Source organism: Roseiarcus sp. (assembly GCF_049514155.1).
Classification (GTDB): Bacteria; Pseudomonadota; Alphaproteobacteria; order Rhizobiales; family Beijerinckiaceae; genus Roseiarcus.
The window spans coordinates 1-4589 of record NZ_JBEKVH010000229.1 but is presented as its reverse complement, the minus strand read 5'-3'; the positions used below and the strand labels follow the sequence as shown (position 1 = coordinate 4589).

Sequence of the window (4589 nt, the reverse complement as noted above, 5' to 3'; positions counted from 1 at the left end):
AGACCGACGACGCCAAACTTCGAGGCGCAATAGGCGACGTGCTCGTCAATCGCGACAGTTGCGCATTGTGAAGCAATGTTGACGATCTTGCCGCCGCGGGCGGCGGCGATCATCGCCTTGCCAACTGTCTGCGACATGAGGAACGTGCCTTTCAAATTGACGGCGATCGTCTTGTCCCAATAGTCGAGCGGCAGCGTGGCGGCCGGAGCCAAGAACACGACGCCAGCGCAGTTGACCAGGATGTCTATCCCGCCAAATGCGGCCCGAACGCCGTCGACCGCCTTCTGCACCGAGGCCGGATCCGAGACGTCGCAAGCAAACGACATCGCCCCGCCGCCGAGAGCCTTCGCTTTGGTCTCCGCATCGGCGACCTTGAGATCGACGACGGCGACCCGCGCCCCTTTTGCGGCGAAGGCGCTGCAGATCGCCGCGCCAATGCCTGACGCGCCGCCCGTGACCAGCGCGCGCTTGCCTTTCAGGGAGAAGTCGAAATCGATTGATGCGTGTGCGTCGGACATCTTTATGCTTCCTTCTGAATTTTGACGGGGCAGGCATACGCGCCCCGGGAGGATGAGCGCGTATGCCTTGTTTCGGCGCCAGCGCGCCACTTCTAACGGCTCACTTCGAACGCGCCGCAAGCAGCGCATCGACGTTCGCCGTCGTTATCGGGACCAGTTCAGTGCGAGCAGACTCCTCATTGAACTGAGCTGTCAACAACCAGAAACAATCACGCGCATGGTGCGCCTTCGTGAGCCACCGAACCTGGGCTCCGCACTCCTCCGGCCGCCGCGCCACATGCTGTGACAGCGCGGCAAACCGAATAAGCCCTTAGTAGCGCGAGATGCAGAGCGATTGGCCCTAGCCTTTCACATAGGGTGCAAGCAGCGACATGTCGGCGGCGCCCGCCCTTTCCGTAGCGGTCAGGGCCTGGTGCCAGTACGGATAGAGCAGCGGCGGCATGCTAACGGCGTCCAACTTCGCGCGTTCCTCATCGCTGAGCACGAGGTTGATCGCCTTCAGGTTGGTCTTGAGTTGTTCCTCAGTGCGGGCGCCGACGAGCACTGACGTCACCGCGGGTCGGCGCAGCAGCCACGACAGCGCCACCTCGGCCACCGTCACGCCGCGGCCTTTGGCGATCCCGTCAAGCACATCGACAATGTCGTAGAGCTTGTTCTCATCGAGCACCGGCGGCTCGCCCCAACCGGAGAGACGCCGGCCCTCAGGCTGCTTCTGGTTGCGGCGGTACTTGCCGGTGAGCAGGCCACCACCCAGCGGGCTCCACACCAAGACGCCCAGCCCCTGGTCTAGCGACAACGGCAGCAACTCGTACTCGGCCTCGCGGGCTTGCAACGTGTAGTGGATTTGCTGGCTAACGAAGCGTTGGTAACCCTTCCGCTCCGACACGCCGAGCGCCTTCATCAGGTGCCAAGCCGAGTAGTTGGAGCAGCCGATGTAGCGCACCTTGCCGGAGCGGATGAGCGTGTCCAGAGCCTCCATCGTTTCCTCAACTGGGGTCTGGCCGTCCCATTCGTGCATCTGGTAAAGATCAATATGATCGGTTCGCAGGCGACGCAAACTCGCTTCGCAGGCGTCGACAAGGTGCAGGCGCGAGAGCCCCGCATCGTTCGCGCCATCGCCCATCGCGAAGCGCGCCTTGGTCGCCACCAACACTCGATTGCGCCGCTTCTCCAGCGCCTCACCGAGGATCTCCTCGGAGCGACCGGCGGAATAGACGTCCGCAGAATCGATCAGGTTGATCCCAACATCGAGACAAAGGTCGATCTGCCTGCGCGCGTCATTGACGCCGGTGTGGCCGACTGAACCAAACTTACCTTCTCCGCCGAAGGTCATGGTTCCCATCGTGAGCACCGACACCCGCAGTCCAGATTGTCCAAGTTGACGATATTCCATAACTTTTCTCCTATTAAGCTACGATGGCGCGGCAAATGGACTCGCCCGTGCGACCGAAGGCAAACATTCCAAAACTATCTTTCGCGACGCGCCTCGAGCGCCGTTCGATGACTCACTTCGAATTGCAACAGGCCCGATCTAACCCATGCGCTACGGCAAGCGTCCTGCCCTCTTGTGAGCCTGGGCCCATGTCGGCGTCGGTCAAACCCGATGACCGTTGGCATTACATTTCCTCACAACGCCCCAGTGCCTGAGCGGCCCAGGATTCCTCGTCGACGACCAAGTCGAAGCGGCTCCGCTACCGCATCGCCTCCGACGCCGTGCGCGACCGACGCTTCACGACCGTCACCGCACTGACGCCCACCAACAGCAAACCCCAGATCGCCATTGCCAGGTACGCGCTGAGATGAAGCTGGTTGAACGCTGACGCGATCACTTGGAGGATGAGGAGCGCCAGAACCAGCCCGCTCACAGTGCCGAAGCCGCCATAGGGGTCAGTTCCGCCCAGCACCGAAGCCAACACGGTCACGAGGATGTAGCTATCGCCGTAGGTCGCGTTGGCCGAGTTAAAGCGCCCCATCATGACAAAGCCGGCGATCACGGCAAGAAGGCTCGACAGAAGGTAGATCCCGAAGAGCACCCGCTTCGTGTCGACGCCGGAGTATTCCGTCGCGCGTTCATTCGAGCCGATCAGATAGATCGCCGCTCCGAACGGCGTCCGCTTCAGGATCACCGCCACAGCGGCCGCACAGAGTGCAAAGACGATCAGACCGAATGGCACGCCGAAGACCGTGCCGCCGCCGATGAAGCGGATCGGCGCGGGAAAGCCGGATATGACCGCGCCGTGCGTCAACCCCAGCGCAATCCCTTTGATCATGATCATCGTGCCGATAGTCGCCAGCATAGGATGCACGCCCGCATAGACGACGATAGCGCCGTTCAGCAGCCCAACCAGCAGACCGAGACCCACCGCGAGGAAGATGGCGACGAACATCCAGACGACCTGCATCGTCTCGCTGGCGCCCGGAATTCTCGTCGTCAGCACGTGGGCCGCGGTCAGCGCGCACAGATTGGCGGTGGCGACGGCCGACAGATTCATTCCGCCGTGTAGCAATGTGATGAAGATCGCCAGCGACAGGATGCCGAGCTCGGGCAATTGGGACCCGATGGACGACAGATTTGCCGAGTTGACGAACCCTTTGCCGAGCAGCAGGACGAATAGAACCACAAGGGCTAGCAATAGACCGCTCAGCCCGAGCTGGTAGCCGTAGACGCCGACGCCGCGGCGCATCGCGAGCCGAGCAAGCGCAGCCGGATCGTCGTGCCCAACACGGCTGAAAGAATTGCTCATGCCGCCGCCCCTACCTTCCCACGAACACGTTGCCCACGCCGCACCTGAATCGCCGTCAGCGACATCGCCGCGACGATGACCAACCCGGTAACCGCCTGCATCCAGTACGAGGAGACGCCGGCCAGTATCATCCCGTTGCGCATGACGGAGATGAGCGTCAGCCCAAGAAATGTGCCGAACGCTGTGCCCACCCCGCCATTGAGGCTCGCGCCGCCCAGAACAACCGCCGCCAGCACGTCGAGCTCTTTTCCGATCAGCGCGTTGGGCATTACGCTTCGCGCAAGTTGAGCTTCCGCCACCGAAGCTAGCCCGGCGAACAAGCCCAGGTAGCCAAAGATGATGAGGTTGAGCCGGAACATATTGAATCCGGCCCGCTGGGCCGCGTCCGGATTGCCGCCCATCGCGTAGATCTGGCGACCGATGTTGGTGCGCCCCAACAGCACCCAAGTCCCGGCGAACGCGGCTATCAGCATCAGGATCTGCAGATTAAGCGAGTAGGTGTAGCCATTCTCCCCTGTCACCGTGAACAGACTTATTCCGTCCGTGAACCAGCCAGGCAACTGGAAGATCCATTCGCCCCTAGTGAAGACGATGAGGAGACCAAAATAGACGTTCAGCAACGCGATGGTGGCGATGAGCGCCACCATCCGGAACCGGTAAATGACCACAGCGTTAATCAAACCGAGCGCTGTGCCAACGCCGCAGGCGATCAGGATTGTCCCCACCCAGCCGATCGGATACGCATTGGCGACGGTCAACGCGATATATTGTGAAACCGTCGCGACAGCGGCGAAGGAGAGGTCGATGCCGCCCGCTATCAGCACCACCACCAGACCGGCGCAAAGAATTCCCGTGTAGGCGTTCGTGGTCAGCAGATCCAACAGGTTTTGCATCGTCAGGAAGGTGTCGGTCGTGAGCGACAGGACGACGCAGACCGCCAGGATCGCTAGGAGCAGCCAGAATTCATAGCTGCGTCGGAAGCGGGCAAAGGCCTCACGCATTGACAGCCTCCTGGAGTTCCCGCTCAGAGCTGAGGTGTGGTTGGTATTCCCCGCGCAAGCGCCCGTTACGCATGATCAGCACCCGATTGCAGTGGTACAGCACCTCTGGAACCTCGTTCGAGATCATGATGATGGCGACGCCGCTGGCGGCGAGTCGCTTAACCACCTCATAGATTCCATCTTTGGCCGCGATATCGACGCCCGCGGTCGGGCTGTCGAGAATGAGAATTCGAGGATTGCGAGCCAGCCACTTGCCAATCACCACACGCTGCTGGTTTCCGCCTGAAAGAGTCTTGACCGCGTCGTCCGGGTGGCCGACCTTGATC

5 protein-coding genes are annotated in these 4589 nt (G+C 61.5%); all 5 read right to left on the bottom strand.

The window, feature by feature from the left end; all coding sequences use genetic code 11:
* Positions 1-518 (bottom strand): SDR family NAD(P)-dependent oxidoreductase (locus tag ABSF49_RS20390; RefSeq protein ID WP_424114468.1); only part of this gene is annotated, 518 nt, incomplete at its 3' end.
* Between the two features lie 340 nt (positions 519-858).
* Entirely contained in the window at positions 859-1911 is a 1053-nt protein-coding gene (locus ABSF49_RS20385; RefSeq protein ID WP_424114467.1) for an aldo/keto reductase, read from the bottom strand.
* Positions 1912-2209: 298 nt separating this feature from the next.
* Positions 2210-3262 (bottom strand): ABC transporter permease, encoded by a 1053-nt coding sequence (locus ABSF49_RS20380; protein WP_424114466.1) that lies wholly within the window; start codon positions 3260-3262, stop codon positions 2210-2212.
* A complete protein-coding gene (locus tag ABSF49_RS20375) occupies positions 3259-4263 on the bottom strand; it encodes an ABC transporter permease (RefSeq protein ID WP_424114465.1) in 1005 nt (334 codons plus the stop codon). Before ABSF49_RS20375 ends, ABSF49_RS20380 begins: the two co-directional genes overlap by 4 nt.
* The coding region (locus ABSF49_RS20370; RefSeq protein WP_424114464.1) for an ATP-binding cassette domain-containing protein at positions 4256-4589 on the bottom strand (334 nt) is incomplete at its 5' end. The genes ABSF49_RS20370 and ABSF49_RS20375, both read right to left, overlap by 8 nt.

Bases quoted from the DNA above. Each gene is read 5' to 3' on its own strand.
- ABSF49_RS20375 (WP_424114465.1), bottom strand. From the start codon at position 4,263: ATGCGTGAGGCCTTTGCCCGCTTCCGACGCAGCTATGAATTCTGGCTG.
- ABSF49_RS20380 (WP_424114466.1), bottom strand. From the start codon at position 3,262: ATGAGCAATTCTTTCAGCCGTGTTGGGCACGACGATCCGGCTGCGCTT.
- ABSF49_RS20385 (WP_424114467.1), bottom strand. From the start codon at position 1,911: ATGGAATATCGTCAACTTGGACAATCTGGACTGCGGGTGTCGGTGCTC.